Here is an 18076-nt window from a genome sequence, read left to right as displayed (position 1 = left end):
ACTCTCATCTTGCTACTTTCCCACCCGCACATTTTCTACCAAAATTTGTGAAGACTTCACACCCGGCTGGTCCAAACCCAAAAACCTTTGACGATAGTCCGAGAAATCGTTCAAATTATCATCACCAAGCCGCTCAGCCTCTTTTACGATCAGACGGTAACCGTCCTGACCATGCGCTTTCGGAGCCCAATCCTTGGGAACATTTCCCGACACCACCACATGATTCGCCGCACCAGGTAGTTGCACTCCGCCCATCGCAGTAACTAAATCGCGAGAATTCCGAAGCGATAAGATCCTAGGTAGTTGCCCGCCCTTTTGGTTAGCAGCAACCAAAGTCAAAGCCGAGGCTCCAGTCGGGGCGCCCAAAGTAGTCACCACCCCAATCTGAAACTCTCCCAAACGCTGCTGCCTAGCCGCCAAATCTAACGCAACCGCCCCACCCTGAGAATGTCCCACCAACTCAACCGGGTCACCTGGACGGATCCCCGCTTGGCGCATAGCCGATAAAACCGCCTCAGACTGTTCAGAATCTTGACCAGCTACCACCTGCAAATTCGAAAGCAAACCCTGTGGACTAGCATCGCCCAAACGCCAAGTCTGCGTCCCAGGAAGTAATACCGACCAGCTATCCCCCTTCGGTCCTTGATGACGCAACACCACCACATGTCCCGCAACCGTCCGGTCAAGCCCAAGTTCGGCAGAATCCAAACGCGCATCAGCCAAAGAAAAACGATCCACCAACTCCCCCGGAGTTTTCGGGGTTGACACCCGCTCAAACTGCTCACCCGAAAACGACAAGATACGAGACTCTAGGTGGCCACCACGGCTCGGCCACGACAACACTGACGCAGTCTGCGCCAAAACACCCGCAAACTTTTGAGTATTAGACAAAAGTGGCGACTCTTCACCATCCCGGTTGGTGGCAAATGAGCCAGCAGTTGCCCCCAAGCTAGATGCATTGACCAAGGCTCGCCTGGTTTCAACAGGCCAGGCATCCCGTCCTAAAGAACTACGCACCCTACCTTTTTGCCAAGAAGTATCATGGGTAAAATAACTTCCCAAAAGCCCCACCGCAGGAACGGCAACACTCCCACCTTTGCGTCCGAGGGCGGAAGAAAACCACCCTCCAGAGTTGTCTAATAAAAAGCCACTTGTATCATTCAAGAACCTGGCCAAAAGTTCAGGTTTTTCCTGACCAATCGCCTCGGTCGCCAGTACCGATTTTCGCGCGACAAAGAACGAAAACCCCAAACGGCTCTTTGCTTCCCAACCGCTCAAGGCGCTCGCTTGCTCTACCAGTTGGTGGTTTAAAACCCACGAGGCAGTGTTCTGGCGAGCACTTTCCTCGGCCTCGGCAAGTACCCCCATTAACGCCAACAAACGATCCACAAAACTATGCAAATGTGCCAAAAAATGCTGCAAATCCTGCGTACAAGTGGTCACCGCACCAATCGTGGCCAACTGCGCCGACTGGGCCCTCGAAACCAGGGTGTGCAAATGAGCCTGGGAGAGTTGATAAACCGGTAAAGCCAAACGACGTTCTAGGGCCGCCAAAGAAGACTGCCGTAAATGTGCCTCGCTCCCCAAACGATTCGCCAGATTCAAAGCTAACTGCACCTGACCCTCTTGACTACGCAAAAACTTTGCCATCGCGGTCAAAGCCGGCACATCCACCCGAAAAAATGTGCCCCCAGAAACCATCACCCCCACACCACTAGTAAAAGAATCAACGCGATCCAGCCCCAGATCATCACCTGCCATTAGCGCGCCACCGCCCACGACCGAACTGGTACGCCATCAGAACCAGAAGAAAGCCCCAAAGTGCCATGAGGAAGCGAAGTCGCTGACCCCTTTAGGCTAGAAGAAACTCCAGACGACAAATCTGATCCCGCAACACTGCGCATACCATAGCCAGACCCCTCTGCCCCGACTGCAGCAACACCCCAAACGTCGTTAGATTCTAGGGAAAATCCCGGCGTCAGGCTGGTAGCTTGAGCAGCTAAGACCAGATCATAGCTTTCCTTGGCACTATGGTCGGCGGCCACTACCCCCACCGCCGAAGAAAACAGGTTTGCGGCCTCGGCCTGCAAAGAAAGCAAACTTTGACGAGCTGGCTGAGACGCCGCCCCCTGCCAAGCTGAACCAAAATCGCACCTAGCTACCTGTCGAGATAACTCAGTAACTGCCCCCAAAAGTCCACTACCGTTACTTGCCACTGACCACATGCCAAACCTCCAAACCAAAACGAAACCAATCGCTAACACCAAACAGCATGACAAAAGACCCACCTCAAACCCCAAAATTGCTACAGAGGTTGTGGGAATCGATGCCTGTGGAGAAAACTAAACCCCGATCAATCACAAACAACTAGTTTCGCTTTGCCACAAACTAGCCGCGGCGGGTAGAGTATCGTCATGGCTTTTGATGATGGTGCAACAAGTAATGACGGTTCCCCCCGCGAGTCTTTGACTTGGCAGGGATTTGGCGACGCAACCCGCGAATTAGCGCAGAAAGTAGCGGATTCAGGCTGGATGCCTGACCTCATCGTGGCAGTTGCCCGTGGTGGTCTTCTTCCAGCTGGCGCAGTCTCCTACGCGCTCGGTGTGAAAGCAATCGGCACAATGAACGTGGAGTTCTACACTGACGTGGCCGAAACTCTCCCCGAACCAGTTCTACTTCCCCCACTCATGGACGTTTCCGCCCTAGATGGCAAGAAAGTCCTCGTGGTTGATGACGTAGCCGACTCCGGCAAGACCCTCAAGATGGTAATGGACCTGATCGCCAAGGACGGTCTCTCCCTCGACGGAAAAGCAGCCGTGAAGGTCGACGCCCGCTCCCTCGTGATCTACGAAAAGTCTCGCTCGGTCATCAAACCAGACTACGTGTGGAAAGAAACCGACCTCTGGATCAACTTCCCCTGGTCAGTCCTCCCACCAGTCACCCCAAATAACTGAAACTCAACAGTTTGTAGTCACTAGCTAGCAAGCCAGTTCAAAAGAACAACATATTGCTTGCCAACAGTCGAACAAACCAAAAGTTTTAGCACACATACTTCGAACCTGTCAGCTCCCTTGGGAGTTGACAGGTTCTTTTTATCCTGTGGGCGCAACTTTTCGGTATCGGCAAAATTACCCCTTCCTAGCAGATGTGATTAACGTCAACTCGATAGACTGAATACTGTTATTCCCGCGATGTGTGGGACTGAAATCTTAAGAAGGGTTGATTTATGACTACTCCTACGGAGGTGACGCTAGAGCGGCTTACGGCTATGTTCGAAGCGCTCGGCTTGCGTTCACAGTTGGAAGCAGAGGACGGCACCGTCGTCGTTCCTTTCACCAACATGGCTTTCATCTGCCAGATCAATGATGGCGGCATTTTCTCCGTCCATGGTCTCTGGCGCGGCGATTTGAGCGAACCAGCTGACTTGGCTGAAATTTCCAACTTGGTCCAGCATCACAACGCTACCGCTCTCATGCCAAAGGTTTACATCTCGGCAAACCCAGAAGGTGCCCCACAGCTTCACACCGAAGCTAACACCATCGTAATGGCCGGCATGACCGACGACCAGCTTTCGGAATACCTACAGGCATCCCTCAGCTTGTCCATGCGGGTAGCCACCGTTTTGGAAGAGGCCCTACCCCACCTAGTGACTTGGCAGGACGAACTCCCAGACGTTTCCGACCAGGACGAAACTGAAAAGGACGCATGAGATGACTGACCAGAACAACTCCCTAAACACCGATAGCTTGGTAACTCCAGTCACCATTGAACGTGTTGCCGCCCTGTTCGAAGCAGCTGGTTTGAACTACCAGCTCGACGGCGGCCGCATCTCCACCGGTTTCGGTGACGTCCCAATGTCCATCGCCCTCGACGGCGGCAACACCTTCCTCGTGTTCCGCGCCTTCTGGGAAGCTAACTTGGACGAGCATGGCAAGGCTGTGGCAAACGCCCAGATCGCTGAACGCCACGCCGCCACCTTCTTCCCAACCTTCTTCACCACCGAGGACGAAACCGGCACCCAGGTACTCGCTGATGTCAATATCTTCCTTGGCATGCCAGCCGAGGACGGCACCCCAGCCGGCATGACCGACCAGCAGCTAGAAACCCTCATGGGTCTTTTCCAGATGCTAGAAAACGAAGTCATGACCTTGAGCGAGGCTGTCAACTCCAACTTGGGCTGACGCAAAACGTTAATACGTTAAAAAGGTTTCCCCGTAGCCACCGGACATCGGTGCTACGGGGAAACCTTTTTGCTTACGCTCGCTCGCGCGACTATGACTGGCCCAAAGAGGCCATTCGCAGATTAGTCAGCTAAATGATTCGCGATATTCTCAGTGCAACGCTGAATGGTTGCTAGCGTCTCTTTAAAGTCCTCTGGGCCGCCATACCACGGGTCGGGCATGTCTCCCCCACCATCGGTGTCAAAATCGCGGTAGAGGCGAATCCGGTCGGCGGCCTCGGCCTCGGTCATCCCAGCCTGCAAGGCCAACTGACGCAAACGTGAAACCTGGGAGTTTGTGGCTGCCAAAACCAAATCAAAACTTGGCAGCTCACTGGCCTGCACCTGGCGTGCCCGGTGCGAACCCAAAGGATAACCGGCCTTACGCAAAACTGCGGCAGCGCGACGATCGATCGGGTTACCCGACTCCTCGGACGAAACTCCCGCACTATCGAGCTGCACATCCAAACCGAAGGCAGGCAAGTCAGCGCGAAGCACCTGCTCAGCCATCGTCGAACGGCAAATGTTTCCATGGCAAACTGTTAAAACTCTTTTTGTCATGCCACCATCATCCCACATCAAACAATCGTGCGAAACCACCGAGGACGGGAAGCGCGCCCCAAATGCCCTCGGAGACAAAAAGAAGCTGCCTACCCGAAATTCGGATAGGCAGCCCCAAAAGTTTGCTAGCTCAAAGCTGGGTAATGACGGCCAAGCAGCCAGCCAGTATTGCTGGCCAAGCAACCAGCTAAATACCGGCAGCTAAGCAAGCAGTCCGCCAGCAGCGGCTCGATAACTCGCTCAGCGTACCTTCGACTTGAGCAAGTACTTCTCAGCTTCAGGGTGTTCCTGCAGGTACTGGCTAACCTTGTCGGTGGCGAAAGCCTTCATCAAAGGATCAAACTGCGAGTAGTCGAGGTTCACGATCGACTGGCCATCGGCACTACGACCCACACCCGCAACCGGAGCGAGGAAGAAGTTCATGTTCTTCGCACGAATGTTACGAGTTTCCGCGGCCAAAGAAACCATCTTCGGGACGGTCAAACCATCATCGAGGGCCGAGTTCTTCGTGGCGACCTCGATCAAGCTCATCACCTTCGAAGGAGACGAAAGCACGTCAGAGGTGAAAGTCTTGGCGGCCATAGCGCGCATCCACGCCTGCTGGCGGCGAGCACGGTCAAAGTCACCGTTAGCTAGGTGCTTACGTTCACGCACGAACTTCAGAGCCTCTTCACCATTCATGGTCATCTGACCCTGAGTGGTATTGATGCTGACGCCACCGAGCTCATCGGTCAAAGTCTTGAAAGAGTTGAAGTCTACGATGGCAAAGTGGTCAATGCGCACACCGGTCAAATCCTGAACGGTCTTCACAGCCAAGTTCGGGCCACCGTAGCTGAAAGCGGCGTTAATCTTGGCCTTGTGGTAACCAGGAATGCTCACCCAGGAGTCACGAGGAATCGACACAATGTTGATGCCGGTGCGGTCACCATTCACCTGCAGAATCATCATGGCGTCAGTACGCTGCGCACCAGCGCGCCACTTAGTGGGATCACCGGCACTAATGCGGGAGTCCGAACCAAGAATCAAAAAGTTCAAAGCATTATTAGCTTCTGGGGTTGGCTCAGCACTAAAAGGTTCAGCTGAACCATTCGGGTCGACGCCCTGGTTAGCACCCGCATTGGGATCCAAGGTAAAGCGTTCAATGTTTTTGGTGGTGCTATGAATAATGTAGGCCACCGCAGATGCGATCGAAAGTGAAAGCACAATCAAAATCGCCAAAATAATCTTCAAAGCGCGACGATTTTTCTTTGGCATACCAACGGTGGCAGTGCCGGCTGCGGCACCCTGATTCCGTTGTCTACGAGACGGCATATTTTCAGACATGGTCTGCTCCTTGCCTACAGTTTCACCCTTTTCGGGCGTCAAAACAATAGCCTTTACGGCCAGCTAGCGAAGTCTAGTATATATCGATTTTGTATAATCGCTAAGCAGCTTTCACTCCACAGAGTCGACAAAATATAAAATCTTGAACAATGTAAAGAAATAACAACAGTACTATTTATTACGTTTAGGTATTCACAAAACGAGAAATAGGCATATAATTCGGCAAGTACTATTATTCTCTGGGTTAGGAAACAAGTAATGGCTCCAAAACGATTAATGGTCGTCTACGGCACTCGCCCTGAAGCGATTAAGGTAGCTCCGATCATTCGCGCATTGTCGAACGACGAAGAACTTTCTGCAGTTGCAGTTTCTACCGGTCAACATCGTGAAATGCTCGATCAAGTGAACAAAGTTTTTGGCATTACTCCAGACTACGATCTAGATTGCTTTGAAAAAGGGCAAGATCTCAATAAATTGGCAGGGAAAGTATTTACGCGCTTGGGCGCGCTATTTGACGAGTGCACTCCCGATGCAGTGCTAGTTCAGGGAGATACCACTACCGTTTCAGTAGCCGCCCAAGCTGCGTTTTACCGACAGATTCCAGTCATCCATTTAGAAGCAGGTCTTCGCTCTGGGGACATTAGCACCCCATTCCCTGAAGAAGCAAACAGACGCCTTACTACCCAAGTTGCATCTCTCCACTTGGCTCCAACCAAAACTTCGGAACAGAATCTACTAAACGAAGGCGTAAACCCTGACAACATCGCAGTCACTGGGAATACTGTAATTGACGCTTTGCTATACGCAACAGACCAAAAAGTAACTTTCTCAGATTCTAAACTGAACTCAATTGCCAAAAGTGATAAACCGGTGGTGCTTGTAACCTGTCATCGTCGCGAAAACTGGAAGAAGCTTGAATCAGTTGGCCTAGCACTTCGAGATATTGCTACAAACTTCCCAGAGTATCAGCTAGTTTTCCCTGTTCACGGCAATCCTCTACTCAGAGAAGCACTTGTGCCACACATTGAGGGTCTAGAGAACGTATACGTCTGTGAACCGTTGGCTTACCTCGAATTTGCCGCTATGCTTAAACGCGCTCACATCATCCTCTCCGATTCGGGCGGCGTACAGGAAGAAGCACCTTCAGTGGGCACACCAGTACTTTGCATGCGCGAATCAACTGAGCGTCCTGAAGCAGTGGAAGCTGGTGGTGTAAAACTCGTCGGCACCGACCGGGAGCTAATCTTAAGTTCCTTCAAACAACTTGCGACTGATCCAAATACATACAGCGCGATGACAAACGTTTCAAACCCGTTTGGTAACGGCGATGCTGCCGAAAAATCCATTAAAGCTATTAAAAAGCTTCTGGGTATTTAGACACAAGCATTAAAGCATTAAATAACTTATAGTATGAAAAACACTTTTGGAAGGAATGCAATGAACCCTAACGACAAGAGCATCGCTATTATTGGCCTTGGATACATCGGCTTACCAACGGCTGTAGTATTTGCCCAAAATGGCTGGAAAGTTAAAGGCGTTGATGTTTCAGACCGTACAATTGAATATGTTTCGGCTGGGCGTTTACCCTTTGTTGAAGAAGGGCTTGAAAATGCCCTTAAAGAGGTCGTGGATAACGGTTCTTTAACGGTTTCCAAAGAGACTCCAAAGGCCGACATCTATATTGTGTCTGTCCCTACTCCATTCAAGGGTGATCATGAAGCTGATCTATCATTCATTGACGCTGCTACTGATGGCCTAATCCCTCAATTAGTAGGGGATGAACTTATTGTTCTCGAATCAACCTCTCCTCCAGGGGCCACCCAGCACATGGCAGATCGCGTAATGGCAGCTCGGCCTGACTTGTCTATTGATGGTAGCGATGGTCGACCCGTGGTTCATTTTGCACATGCACCAGAGCGAGTTTTGCCAGGACGAATTATGATTGAACTAGTTTCAAATGACCGTATCATCGGCGGTCTTACCCCTGAAGCAGCTCAAATGGCTAAAGATGCCTACGCAACCTTCTGCGATGGGGAAATTCACCTAACTGATGCCACCACTGCTGAAATGGCAAAACTTACGGAAAACTCATTCCGCGACGTTAACATTGCGTTCGCCAACGAACTATCACTTATTTCTGACGAATTAGGTATTGACGTATGGGAACTAATCCGTTTGGCAAACAAACATCCTCGAGTTAACATCCTTCAACCGGGCCCAGGTGTAGGTGGCCACTGCATCGCAGTAGATCCTTGGTTTATTGTGTCTGCTGACCGGAAAAACTCAAATCTGATCCGTACTGCCCGCGAAGTTAACGACGGCAAGCCAAACTACGTTATCCAGAAAGTAGCCACTGCGCTTTCACAAACCGGCACAAATAAGGTCGCAGTCCTTGGACTAGCTTTTAAAGCAGACATTGATGATCTTCGTGAAAGCCCATCAGTATCTATCGCACTAGACCTTGCGGATAAACCTGAAGTTTCAGAGGTTTACGCTGTAGAACCCAACATTACGGAGCTTCCAAAAAAGCTTGCCGGCAACGACAAAATCAAACTAGTCTCACTTGAAGACGCGCTAAATGAGTGTGAGGTTATTGCACTTCTTGTAGATCACGCCCCCTTCAAAGAACTAACGCTAGGACAGCTCGAAGGTAAGAAGTTAATTGATACTCGCGGTGTAGTTAACAACTGAGTTAACGCTCGATTTTCAGATTTTAGTATGCGCATTCTATTTATCAGCCAATATTGGGAACCTGAACAAGGTGTGGTTCAGAGACGCTGGCGTTGGATATCAAATGCGCTTCTAAACGAGAATCATCAACTTACGGTGATAGCTCCTCCCCCTCATTATCCAGGGGGGAAGGAGCTATCTTGGTTGCCCGAACACAAAGCTGGAAGCATTAGCGAACCGCGACCAAATTTAAAAATAATTCGTTCAGATTTCTGCGTGCATGATAAGACGATTGTTAGCAGGGTTAAAGACCAAGCTATTATTGCTTGGTCATCATACTGGGCCGCTAAAAATGAAATAAAGAACGCAAAACTAGCAAACATCCCTTACAACGTAGTTTGCTGCACGGTCCCAGCTCTACCGTCTGCATTAATCGCAAGACGAGTTGCCAGAAAGGCACATATGCCTTTGGTCATCGAACTCCGAGACGCATGGCCAGAAATACTCAAATATATGGATGAATGGAGAGATCCGCACCCAGGTATCCGTAATCCACTCTCAAAACTAAAACTTACGATTACCCACTACATGCTTTTACTAGGTGGAAAAGTATTAGAATACACATTAAAAAAGGCAAATTTAATTATTACAACTACAGAATCCTTAGCCGAATTGGAACGAGGAAAAGGACTACAAAATGTAGTTGCGGTCCGCAATCGAGCAGATACAGGAATCCCTAATTGCAACGAATACCCTAAGCATGACACCAATGAACTGAGGGTTCTCTATGCAGGTACCGTTGGACGCGCGCAAGGATTAGAAAGCGCAATTAGGGCATTAGCAAAAGCAAGAAAACGCGGCGCGAATGTAACAATGCGAATTGCCGGTGGCGGCGCTCATATAAATACCATTCGTCGAAACGCTGAAAGACTTAGTGTACCAGTAGAGTTTTTAGGTCGTATTCAGTTTCACAAAGTGATCGATCAGTATAGGTGGGCAGATACTATTCTCGTACATCTACGCGACTGGAAACCGATGGAGTATACAATTCCCTCGAAGCTGTTTGAAGCCATGTGGGCAGAGAAACATGTTTCAGCTGCTATTGCTGGCGAGGCTGCGCAAATCGTTACGGAATCAGGGATTGGTCACGTTGTGTCACCCATGAATGAAGATGAGCTTGCTGATCTTTGGGTTAAACTTTTTCATAACCGTTTCATGTTGGAAGTTGACGGTAGAGGTGCTAATTGGTTCAAAAATCACCCTAGTGTTGCTTCACTGGCGAAAGACTGGATTAGTGCTGTTGAAAAGCTAGTTGAGGACTCGAAATGAGACGAGTCCCTTGGTTACGCCAAATAAGTTCACTTATCTGGTCATCTTTTAGGCTAGCATCTGAAGATCCAGCACATTTTTTAATACAAATTCTGCGTAAATTTCCAGCAGAACGTCGAGCTAAACTAGCCCGATTACTCTTTAAAATATGCCATCAGATTAAACACTCTGATGACATACTGACGATTGAACCTAGCAAAAACGACTGCAGGTTCCCCTCCCTTATGGCCTTGGGTTGGATTCTTTTAGATCTACCCCAGAATGCTAAGCCCTATTTAGAAATAGCACGTCCGAAAGCATTTCGTGATTCCCTTTGTATTGTCACAAAAACAAGCGTTGATGGAATGCCTCGTAACACAAGCGCACGACTTGAATGGACTAAAGGAAATATGAGTGCCGCGACTATGCTCGCGACAGGCAGTTTAAAAAAACGTTTACTTGACGAAAAAAAAGTCATCGAACGTGGAAATATTTCGATTCCATCTCAACATACCTATATTCCACGATCGGACGCATTATTCATCCTCACGAATTCTCTACCGACAACTTCATCCGGTTACTCTCACCGTAGCCATGCCTTGCTAAAGACAGCCAGATTATCTGGTCTTAAAGTTTACGGTGTGACTAGACTTGGCTATCCAGTATCGATAGGTCGTTTTAGCCGAAAAGGCTTTGATAACATCGATGGAATCACCTATTTCCGTTCTCTCCCCTGGAAAATTCCATCACTTTTTTCTGAAAAATTAAAAAATCAAGCTCTATTTATAGTTGAAATTGCAAGAGATTTAAAGCCCGCACTTCTACACTCAACTACAGATTTTCAAAATGGGCTTGTAACCTGTGCTGCAGCAAATGCACTGGGAATACCATGGGTATATGAAATGCGTGGCGAGTTAGAAAACTCGTGGGTAGCTAGATTCCCTAAGGAGCAGCAAGAAATTGCACGACATTCAGAGAGATACTTAGCCCTTCGCCACGTTGAAACTAGTTTAGCTAAAAAAGCCAATGCGGTAATAGCCCTATCTGAAGTACAAAAAAATTCTTTAGTGTCTCGCGGTGTTGAAGAAGCAAAAATATTTATCGTTCCAAATGGAGTTCCGGAAAGTCAACTTAAGCAAAAAAGAAAACGCGATTTTTCTCGACAACACTTAGGAATTAGTCCCGACCTTTTCGTATTCGGCACTATTTCTTCAATAGTTGATTATGAAGGTCTCGATATTTTAATAAAAGCCCTTTTGCTTCTGAGGAAATCAAAAAAACACGCCTACTTGGCAATCGTTGGGGACGGGGTATCATTACCTCAAATCATTGAACTTGCATGTAAGCATGATGTTATTAACTATTGTTTTTTCCCAGGTCGAGTAAGTAATCAGGAAGCAGACTTTTGGTATCAAGCAATTGATGTTTTTTGCGTTCCTCGCAAAGATACTGAAGTAACCAGAGTTGTTACTCCAATGAAATCAATCCCTGCATTATCATATGGAGTACCGGTGCTTTACTCTGATCTTCCGGCCTTAGCTGAACTAGTACCGAAGGGACATCAGGATTGGTTACTACCTCCCAATGACGAGACCGCATGGGCTGCTGCACTAGGCAATTTATCTGAGAGTGATTACGATAGATATGATATCGATTGTAAAAAGCTTGCAGCCTCAAGAACTTGGGAGCAAGGCATTAAGATATATAGAGAAATATATAAAAAATTGGAGGGAGGGGAAATTTAAATGCAGGATTCTTCCCCAGTAACTGTAGAGAATATTTGGATGCCAACATGGAAACCTGTTGAACCCCATTTTGATATCTCAAACCTTAAACCGGTAACGGGACGCCCTAAAATACAAGTATACTTAAAACAGCTTTGGCAAAGACGTTATTTCATTATCGCAGAGTCTAAAGCAAAAGCCTTTCAGTCTTCAAGAAACATGATCCTCGGACATGCATGGCTTATTTTATCGCCGTTGCTTGACGCCATAGTTTACGGTGTAGTTTTCGGATACCTATTGAAAACCTCAAAAGGAGTCGATCACTTCATCCCTTTCCTTTTTATTGGAGTAACGTACTTTAGTTTCGTAACTAGACCGCTAATGGGAGGCGTTGGATTAATAAGAGGTAATAGAAATGTAATTAAAGCCTTCGCATTTCCAAGAGCATCTTTAGTTATTTCAAATTCAATCCGTGACTTTATAGATTCATTACCCGTTATTGTAATGAGTCTTGTTGTAGTGGTGTTTCTTCCCCAAGGAACTGGTAGGCCATACTTAACCTGGCTTCTGTTCCCAATAGTATATTTGCTTCTCTTTGTCTTCGGCCTCGGACTTTGTTTTTTTTCCGCATGGGCAACGAGCATAATTCCCGATCTTAGAACAATATTCACTTTTTTCACTCGCTTTTGGTTTTATATCTCCGGTGTATTTTTCAGTGTTTCAAGGTTCAAAGAGCATCCGGAAATAATCGCCGTTATGGAATCTAATCCTGCTTATCTAATACTCGATATGATCCGAGACGTTCTCATTTACAACAGAGTTCCTTCAGTCTACCACTGGACATTTTTAACTATTTGTTCGTTTGGGACCCTAGTTATCAGTTTTATTCTATTTTGGAGTCGAGAAGTTCATTATGCAAAAGGCTAATAATAAAGTCAAAGACGATATTAAACTTGGCGGATTGTCTGTGGTAGTGGACCACCTGAAAGTACGGTATAAAGTACCCTCAACCAATTATTCATATTCCAAATCCAAATTTGAAACTATCTCAAGAAAAATCCTAGGGCGGAAGCCTGAAGTAGTAGTAAACGCATTGTCAGATGTTTCATTTAAAGTCCAGTCTGGAGAAGCCGTTGGACTTGTAGGATTAAACGGCTCAGGAAAATCTACAATGTTGCGAGTAATCGCAGGCTTAGAAACACCCACATCGGGTCACGTTTTAGCAACTCATCAACCGATCCTTCTGGGGGTTTCAGCCGCACTCGTGCCACACCTTTCTGGACATGAAAATGTTAAACTTGGCTGTTTAGCTATGGGTCTTAGTCCAGAAGAAACTGAAAAAGTTATTCCCGAAATTGAGGACTTCGTTGAACTTGGGGATTCATTTTATCTCCCAATGGACACCTATTCTTCAGGAATGGGATCGCGGTTAAGGTTCGCCATTGCAACTGCAGCAAAGCCAGAGATTCTACTAATCGATGAAGCTTTAGCTACAGGCGACGCCGCATTCAAGGCAAAATCTGAAGAAAAGATGGCAGAAATCAGAAGAAATGCTGGGACGATGTTCTTAGTTTCCCATGCGGCTCAAACAATCGAGGAAATGTGTAGTAGAGCGATCTGGTTACACAAAGGAAAAATGATCGCCGATGGATCAGCACAAGAAGTTGCCCGTGCCTATCGAAAATGGGCTTGGGATATAGCACAGGGTCGCCACGAACAAGCAGCCAAGCTACTAGATGATACTATCACTGAATTCACCTTAGAGAAGCTTGATTAACGCTAAGAACTCCCTAGCAATTTGCAAACTTACGATTCTCTAATCGCTCCCGACTTTTATCGATATTAATAGTTTCCATTTTGTAGTATGCCCGTTGGTTAATTGCCAAAGCGTTGTGAGCCGCAATCATTTTCTGCGCAACAGTTACATGCCATTCCAAAAACTTGTAATTTTCATTCTTAGCCGCTTTACAGTGTGCAAGTTTTTTCAATACCCCTTCTGCTTTCTTAACGGACCCGTTCAAAGCATTAATAGCATCAGCATCACTGCCATCCAACAAGTTAGGATAAGTTTGAATTACTTTTTTGCACACACCCTCTAACTCATCTTGACCTTTATCCACTCTCGAAAGCAAGTCTTTCTTATCACCTAAATAACTATTATTTTTGATCGAATCTTTAACTTCATCGAAAAGCACCTTGTTCTTAAAAACAATATTATTCAATTGCTTATAGTCAGAACTCTGCCCCGCATTATTCTTCATATATGTCTTACAACGATCTGCGTCATAAAAACTCTGCTCATACGACCCTAATGAAGCCCTCTCCCCTTTTGTCAAAGCATACGATCCGCAGCCAGAAAGAAATAATGACAAAGTTGACGTAAGCACAATACCTACTGTTATCTTGTAAGTATTCATATTCTTATCCACCTCTTCAAAAATACGTGCACTATATAGCAAAATACTAGTTGCTACTCTGTAAATATATTAGTATCATTCTGCTAAAGCTAGATACTGCATAATAGCATTATCCTTTCGCTACGAACAGAAAACTAATAAGGGAAAATAATGGAAGTCGCCTCAGAAGTTTTAGATTACAAAAACTACTTTTCATACGGTTTTTTCCTTTCAAAACAAGCGGCGCAGTTTCTTCCCGAAAATTGGCGGACCGAATTTATTCATGACTATTTTCTACAATACGATCCTAGGCTCGAAGTTGAAGTTAGAAAAACGACTCAAGGACACAAGGCCCTAATTCTGCTTGGAGTCGCATTTGATGTTAAAAATAATCTAAAATCGTCCTCTGAAGTTGCAGACATCGCGATCTCGCTTATTCCAGACAATAATGACTGGACCTCATTTAATGAATTTATCGCTTGGATCGGCGGAAGATTTTCGGTCTTTGCCTGGAACGACGAGGATCTTGTAGTCCACGTCGACCCCTGTGGAACTATTCCTACATACTATAGCGCCAATACTTCCGATACCGGATCTAAAGATTTAACTTTTTCATCACATACATCACTGCTAGCAACCGCATCGGGCGAGGTCTCTAGCGAGAGAAAGAAATGGATCGTCAACCATCCAGACTACATTAATCCTGGCGGTAAAGAAATGCCTGGATTGGTGCTTCAACACGATGTAGCTCAGATGATTTTTCCAAATTGTTTTCTTAAGTATTCTAAAGGAGAATATGAGCATAAACGATTTTTTCCAAGCGAACCTCTAAAAGAATTAACAGTAAGTGAGGCTACAGACATCTTCATTGACGAAGTACGATTCGCAATGGAAGTATGGTTCAAGCAAAGAAAAAAAGTTTACTTTCCGCTCACATCAGGGGGCGACTCCAATGCCATTCTTGATATCTCACTCGACATTGCAAAGAAACACGACTTCATACCTGTCACATACCATTTCTTTGAAAGAAATTCCGAAAACACATATAAAGACTTAATAAAAGCGAATCAAACCTGTGTTGATCTTCGGCTGCCTCAACTAGTTATTGATATTTCCCCGCTTTCCGGGGGAACTCCAATGGCGTCGCTTTATAACACTACCTTTCCAACATGGGCAAGATTCCCATCTCTAGCCAACTCCTTCTACCATAATTTAGACCCTGATTCAGTATTAGCTATTTCCTTGGGTGCTGAAATCGGAATGGTTTTTTACCAAGATCGAACAGCAAAAGAGTTAACTCCGGAAGTTTTGGCTACCAAATTCACTTATTCTAAAGCGAACGAAGACCCCAAACTTATCCAATGTTTTAGGGACTACATAGAATATATGGAGTTCTATCCTGAAAGAATTTTCAACTATGATTTCTACGATCTTTTTTATTGGGAGCACCGAATGGGAAAGTGGGGCGCATCTCTTTACTCGGAATACGACCTTGCGACTCGGGCTTTCCAGTCTCTCAACTCAAGACGTGCCTTTAATGCTATGCTAGCACTCCCAATTGAGGAAAGAGTTAATAAATCAATATATAAAGAGCTAAAAAAACGAGGAATCAAAAGTAGCAATTAGCACTTTCAAAAGTCTGGAAAATTATGAAAAGCGCAAAAAAAGTTTTCAATAAAACCACAATTATTCTTCTACTACTCCTAATAAGTTCTTTAATTCTTACCCTATTCCTTTCGAAGTGGGTAGGAAAATTTGAAGCCCTATTTTTTCTAACTGCAGCATTATGGGGACAAATCATTCTCCTGTTCCAGTTAGCTCATAGAAGCCGCGCTCTTCAACTTACCTCGATAAATAAACTCAGCAATAACGATCGACTTATTCGTCAAGATGTTGATCGCGTTGAATTTAGAATTAGAAAACTTGCTCGCCAAACAAACGATATTGCCGGCACTGTAGTACGAACTTCCCAAAATATTAAATCTATTTCAACGAAGCCTACAGCTACCACTTCCCTAAATACTCAACAAGAAACAAGTGCATCAAAAGCAACACCCACAGCTGATCAACTTCGCAAGATTGATTTAATTAAAGGGATTCCTTCTATCTCAGTTAATACGGATTCCTCGAAGAGAAGTAATATTCGAGCTCTTGTCGTAGCTGACGAATTTACTGTGAATGCCTTTTCTAAGGAATGGATACAAACCCTACCAACACCCTCCAATTACAAATCCATTTTAGACGCTCAAGACTTTGATTTAGTTTTCATTGAATCTGCCTGGGCAGGAAATAATGGGGAATGGAAATATCAGCTGGTCGGCAAATCGGCACCTCGACCAGAAATCAAGGATCTAATTTCTATCGCTAAGGCAAAAGGTATCCCAGTAATGCTCTGGAATAAGGAAGATCCACCGCATTTCGAAGATTTCTTACCCCTGGCGGAGTTAGTGGATTATGTTTTTACCACTGAAGGAAGTCTAATCCCAGAATACAAACAAAGACTCGGTCACGATAACATCTTCTTGCTTCCGTTTGCAGCTCAATCAGAAATACATAACCCAGCAAATCCTCGCGGATGTAAGCGTAATAGGAATATTGCCTTTGGTGGTATGTACTTTAGAGATAAATATCCCGAGCGTAGAGAGCAAATGGAATATCTCTTGCCTGCCGCGGCACAATTCGATTTAGATATTTTTTCTAGGCAGAATTCTGATCCCAAATATCAGTTCCCCCAGCCCTTGAACTCTCGTGTCGTAGGCTCTCTGAAATACCCAGCGATGGTAGGTGCTTACCATCTTTATAAATCGATCATTAATGTTAACTCCGTTGCAGACTCGGATACAATGTGCGCTCGAAGAATATTTGAAGCTACAGCCTGCGGAACAGCTGTAGTTTCTCCTCCGTCGGGAGCGATAGATAGATATTTTCCGAACGGATTAATAACAGTTGCTTCCGACATGGACGAAGCTACAACGGCCTTTAAGCTCTTGACTCGTTCCGATGAGTATCGAGAACGATTAGTCCATAAAGCTCAAAGACATCTCTGGGAAAACCATTTATACTCCCATAGATTAAATAAGATTTCCGAAGTATTGGACCTTGATTATCGCTACGTAAACCACCCTTATGTCAGCATTTTCATCACCACAAATCGCCCATCCTCGATACCAATTATGGTTCAAAATGTTGTTAGACAGGAATACCATAAATTTGAGTTGGTGCTGCTAACTCACGGTTTTGAAATTCAAGAAGATTTGCTTAGCCCGCTTCGATCGGCTGGTATCCCATATCGAGTAGTCTCGGCACCTACTTCACAGACACTCGGCGCTAACTTAAACCAACTAGTTCAGTTATGTGAAGGTGAAATTTTAGTACGAATGGATGATGACGACTGGTATGGGCCCAATTACACTCGCGATCAAGTAAATGCTTTAAAGTACTCGGATGCTGCAATTGTTGGTAAAGCCGCAACCTACATGTACTTTGAGGCGCTAAACCAGACTGTACTCACTATGCCAAACCTTGAACATCGGTATACAGATCTTGTGCGTGGAGCTACTTTCTGCGCTTATAAAGATACGTTCGATGCTTACCCATTCCCGGAACTTGGCTCCGGAGAAGACTCCAGTGTCCTCCAACGGGTTCGCGAAGATGGAGCCAAGGTATATAGCTCAGATCGTTTTAACTTCATCGTTAACCGTTGGGCTGATAAGACAGGGCATACATGGCGAGTAAGTGACAGTGATCTTTATGCTACTGGGGCCTTAAAGTACTACGGTAACGGCCAAGATCAGGTTATAGTTTGACCACTCACTTTAATAAACGGTAAAACAATGATGAGAAAACAAATTATCGATAGATCATTACATCAAGTT

General features: G+C 46.0%; 16 protein-coding genes. 11 read left to right on the top strand and 5 right to left on the bottom strand.

All coding sequences use genetic code 11. The features are described from left to right. Positions 1-12: 12 nt before the first annotated feature. On the bottom strand, positions 13-1761 hold the full coding sequence (locus BK816_RS00540) for a lipase family protein (RefSeq protein WP_071163430.1): 1749 nt from the start codon (positions 1759-1761) through the stop codon (positions 13-15). Beyond that, entirely contained in the window at positions 1761-2225 is a 465-nt protein-coding gene (locus tag BK816_RS00535) for a hypothetical protein (RefSeq protein WP_071163429.1), read from the bottom strand. Before BK816_RS00535 ends, BK816_RS00540 begins: the two co-directional genes overlap by 1 nt. Before the next feature lie 189 nt (positions 2226-2414). Here BK816_RS00535 and BK816_RS00530 point away from each other — a divergent pair, with 189 nt between their 5' ends. The 3 genes from BK816_RS00530 (at position 2415) to BK816_RS00520 (ending at position 4181) form a co-directional block, all read left to right on the top strand. Continuing rightward, the gene (locus BK816_RS00530) at positions 2415-2954 is read left to right on the top strand and encodes a phosphoribosyltransferase (RefSeq protein ID WP_071163428.1); all 540 of its coding nucleotides are present in this window, start codon (positions 2415-2417) and stop codon (positions 2952-2954) included. A 272-nt stretch (positions 2955-3226) separates the two neighbouring features. Further along, positions 3227-3709, top strand: coding sequence for a YbjN domain-containing protein (locus tag BK816_RS00525; protein WP_083378948.1), 483 nt, complete (start codon positions 3227-3229; stop codon positions 3707-3709). Between the two features lies 1 nt (position 3710). Continuing rightward, positions 3711-4181, top strand: coding sequence for a hypothetical protein (locus tag BK816_RS00520; RefSeq protein WP_071163426.1), 471 nt, complete (start codon positions 3711-3713; stop codon positions 4179-4181). 122 nt (positions 4182-4303) lie between these two features. On the opposite strand, the gene BK816_RS00515 is transcribed toward BK816_RS00520, so the two are convergent. Next, entirely contained in the window at positions 4304-4780 is a 477-nt protein-coding gene (locus BK816_RS00515) for a low molecular weight protein-tyrosine-phosphatase (RefSeq protein ID WP_071163425.1), read from the bottom strand. A gap of 240 nt (positions 4781-5020) precedes the next feature. Then, positions 5021-6103 carry an LCP family protein gene (locus BK816_RS00510; RefSeq protein ID WP_236842335.1) on the bottom strand — a complete coding sequence of 361 codons (1083 nt, stop codon included), beginning with the start codon at positions 6101-6103 and terminating at the stop codon, positions 5021-5023. A gap of 258 nt (positions 6104-6361) precedes the next feature. Between BK816_RS00510 and wecB the strand changes: the two genes are divergently transcribed. The 6 genes from wecB to BK816_RS00480 all read left to right on the top strand — a co-directional run bounded on the left by wecB (position 6362) and on the right by BK816_RS00480 (position 13582). Then, positions 6362-7480 carry a non-hydrolyzing UDP-N-acetylglucosamine 2-epimerase gene (gene wecB / locus BK816_RS00505; RefSeq protein ID WP_071163424.1) on the top strand — a complete coding sequence of 373 codons (1119 nt, stop codon included), beginning with the start codon at positions 6362-6364 and terminating at the stop codon, positions 7478-7480. Positions 7481-7540: 60 nt separating this feature from the next. After that, positions 7541-8794 carry a UDP-N-acetyl-D-mannosamine dehydrogenase gene (gene wecC, locus BK816_RS00500; RefSeq protein WP_071163423.1) on the top strand — a complete coding sequence of 418 codons (1254 nt, stop codon included), beginning with the start codon at positions 7541-7543 and terminating at the stop codon, positions 8792-8794. Between the two features lie 27 nt (positions 8795-8821). Further along, positions 8822-10102, top strand: coding sequence for a glycosyltransferase family 4 protein (locus BK816_RS00495; protein ID WP_083378947.1), 1281 nt, complete (start codon positions 8822-8824; stop codon positions 10100-10102). 389 nt (positions 10103-10491) lie between these two features. After that, a complete protein-coding gene (locus tag BK816_RS00490; RefSeq protein WP_071163421.1) occupies positions 10492-11826 on the top strand; it encodes a glycosyltransferase family 4 protein in 1335 nt (444 codons plus the stop codon). After that, a complete protein-coding gene (locus BK816_RS00485; protein WP_071163420.1) occupies positions 11827-12732 on the top strand; it encodes an ABC transporter permease in 906 nt (301 codons plus the stop codon). It abuts the gene before it with no gap. Beyond that, positions 12719-13582 carry an ABC transporter ATP-binding protein gene (locus tag BK816_RS00480; RefSeq protein ID WP_083378943.1) on the top strand — a complete coding sequence of 288 codons (864 nt, stop codon included), beginning with the start codon at positions 12719-12721 and terminating at the stop codon, positions 13580-13582. Before BK816_RS00485 ends, BK816_RS00480 begins: the two co-directional genes overlap by 14 nt. 13 nt (positions 13583-13595) lie before the next feature. On the opposite strand, the gene BK816_RS00475 is transcribed toward BK816_RS00480, so the two are convergent. Beyond that, complete coding sequence (locus BK816_RS00475) at positions 13596-14222, bottom strand: hypothetical protein (RefSeq protein ID WP_156981948.1); 627 nt, start codon at positions 14220-14222, stop codon at positions 13596-13598. A 150-nt stretch (positions 14223-14372) separates the two neighbouring features. Between BK816_RS00475 and BK816_RS00470 the strand changes: the two genes are divergently transcribed. Both BK816_RS00470 and BK816_RS00465 read left to right on the top strand, forming a co-directional pair. Next, a complete protein-coding gene (locus BK816_RS00470) occupies positions 14373-15827 on the top strand; it encodes a hypothetical protein (protein ID WP_071163417.1) in 1455 nt (484 codons plus the stop codon). Between the two features lie 23 nt (positions 15828-15850). Beyond that, positions 15851-18007: a glycosyltransferase family protein gene (locus BK816_RS00465; protein ID WP_083378942.1), complete on the top strand. Its 2157-nt coding sequence runs from the start codon at positions 15851-15853 to the stop codon at positions 18005-18007. The last annotated feature ends 69 nt before the right edge of the window (positions 18008-18076 follow it).

Origin of the sequence: Boudabousia tangfeifanii, assembly GCF_001856685.1 — a bacterium.
Lineage (GTDB): Bacteria > Actinomycetota > Actinomycetes > Actinomycetales > Actinomycetaceae > Boudabousia > Boudabousia tangfeifanii.
Note: the sequence above shows the minus strand (reverse complement) of the source record. Positions and strands in the feature narration are given on the sequence as shown.